The sequence below is a fragment of the bacterium genome (assembly GCA_018814885.1).
GTDB lineage: Bacteria > Krumholzibacteriota > Krumholzibacteriia > LZORAL124-64-63 > LZORAL124-64-63 > JAHIYU01.
Genome location: JAHIYU010000048.1, coordinates 1 through 2,406 on the forward strand (window position 1 = coordinate 1; position 2,406 = coordinate 2,406).

General features: G+C 67.8%; 2 protein-coding genes and 1 tRNA gene. All 3 read right to left on the minus strand.

The genetic code is table 11. The features are described 5' to 3' along the window. Positions 1–1,341: peptidase (locus KJ554_02760; protein MBU0741259.1), on the minus strand; the 1,341-nt coding region annotated here is incomplete at its 3' end. Between the two features lie 279 nt (positions 1,342–1,620). Further along, positions 1,621–1,698, minus strand: a tRNA-Asp gene (locus tag KJ554_02765). 70 nt (positions 1,699–1,768) lie between these two features. Then, positions 1,769–2,406 (minus strand): hypothetical protein (locus KJ554_02770; protein MBU0741260.1); only part of this gene is annotated, 638 nt, incomplete at its 5' end.

The following is a 2,406-nucleotide window of genomic DNA, read 5'->3' on the forward strand; positions in this document are numbered from 1 at the left end:
CAGGTAGGTCACCGCCTGCTGCTCGTAGATGGATGCCGGGAAGTAGCCCTTCTGTTGCAGCTTGAAGATGCACCAGGGGCCCATCGCATCGGCCTTGGCCTCCTCGATGGCCGAGTAGATGTCCTTGAGCTCCAGGCGCACATCGGTGTCGCGTCCGCCCTTGACGATGCGGCCGGGACCGAGGCCGTGGCTCATCTCGTGCCAGAGCGTATGCATGAAGAACGATTCGGCGGCGAGACTGCCCAGCTGGTCGGCCACCAGCAGCTTCTCGGCGATGGGCGTGAGGATCTGCGTGAACTTGGCGTTCATGATGTTGCGCAGCAGGACCTTCTTGCTGCCCTTGGCTTCGCGCACCTTTTCGTCGTTGGGCAGGTTGAAGGCGATGGTCTGGATGCCGGTGCGCGTGTCGCCGGCGGTGTAGACCACGTCCACCACGCGGATGGGCGAGTCGGAGCCGCGGTTGGGATTCTTGTCCGCGGCCGGAATGGGCAGGTTCGCCTCGAGCCAGGGCAGTTCGCCCTTGAACCTGGCGAGCCGCCCGGATTCCTCCGGATCGGCCACGCAGACGAAGGCCTCGAAGGCCGCCTTGTAGCCGAACAGGCCGTCCTCGTAGGTCTCGATGGGGCCCAGCACGACCTCGATCAGGCCGTCGAGATCCATCCAGAGCAGGTCGGAGGCGTAGTAGTCGTCGGTGCGGAAGGCCTCCCCGCACGCCAGCAGGAAGGCCCGCAGGGACGTGTTGGCGGTGGCGTCCGCCGCCTTGACCATGTAGCCGATCGCGCGATCGAACTCGTCCGCGAAGTATTCGGAATAGGGCACGACCTTCAGGGCGCCCGCGTCGTCGCGGCGGATCATGGAGTAGAGGCCGCTGGTCCCGCCCTCGCCGCTCTCGAGAGAGGCGAGCTCGGCCTGCGTCAGGTCCAGGGGATAGAAGTTGGCGCCTTCGGGATGCTCCCAGTCGCCGAAGAAGGGATCGTGATGGAAGCGCCTGTCCCAGGGTCCCGCGTTGATCGCGAAGTATGCCCTGGCCGCGTCGGCGCGCGGGCCCGTCGCGGCGTCGAGGGCGCCGCGGATCTCTTCCTCCAGCGGCAGGGCCTGTCGCACGAAGGCCTCGTGCATGACACCGGCCGCCTTGACCAGCCAGCCCAGCGCTTCCCGCTCCGACGCCGGCAGCACCTCGAGGTTCGTGGCGATCTCGGTTTCGGCGTAAGCCGCCAGGCGCGTCTCGATATCGTCGGCGATCCTGACCATCTCCGCATCCTCCCCGCTGCCGCAGCCGGCGATTCCCGACATCACGGCCACCGTCGCCGTCACGGCGACGATCCAAGTCTTCCTGCGCATCGGCTCATCCTCCTGGTTCCATTATTCGCACGGCGGGCCCTGCCCGTTCGACGGCGACAATATCGACAAACCGCGCGCCAGTCGATGGATTTGTCGGCCCCGCGTCATGCTACCTGGGACGGCTGCCGGGCGACCTCGACCCTGGCGTCGTGCGCAGACGCGCCATCCGGGACGTACAAGCGCTCGAACCGGACGATGCGATCCATTCATGGCTTCCGATGATATCGACACATTCAGAGGCATGAAAAAACCGCGGCGAGCCGCGGTGATCGGGTGTTGTGGCGGGAGCGACGAGACTTGAACTCGCGACCTCCGGCTTGACAGGCCGGCGTTCTAACCAAACTGAACTACGCCCCCGCACGCAACGGACGGAGAATATAGTCCCCTGCCCCCATGCTGTCAACCGCACCCGTTCTATTTGTTCCTCTCAGGCGCGTCGCCGTGGCACGATGAAACCGGACAGGGTCGCGCCGGTCAGATCGAAGCCGGCCTCGATACGCCAGGTCGCCGGCAGCAGGCGCGCGGCGGCGGCGGGCAGGGAGGGATGACCCAGCGTCAGACAGGTGCCGCTGCGGTTCAGAACCCTTGTCAACCTGGCCGTTACGGCCTGCGCAGCCTCGTCGCGCAAGGGAGCGTGCGAGGCGATCAGGAACTGCGCGTACCGCTGGGCCGCCTCCGGTTCCGCGCCGCGCACCAGGTCGTGAACGCCGCTTTGCCAGCCGGCCGCCCGGATGTCGTCGTCCCTCAAGCGTCCCCACCGGTGTGCGGGCGACGCGTGCCAGCACAGCAGATCGCTGCGCGTATCGTCGAGGCACGGCACGGCGGCGCGTCCGATCGCCGCGGACCAGCTCGGGGGCGGCGCGAGGGGCAAGGCAGAGGAAGCGACGGGAGGGTCGAGGTCGGCGCCGAGCCGCGGCAGGTCGTCTGAGCGCTGCCCAGCGAGAGGCCAGGCCGTCCAGGGGATGCCGCGGCAGAGCAGGATGTCGCAGCCCCCGCGGGCAGCTGCCGCGAACCAGGCGCGCGTCAACGAAGCCGGGTCGCAGAGACCGGTGCCGGCGGGCGCCG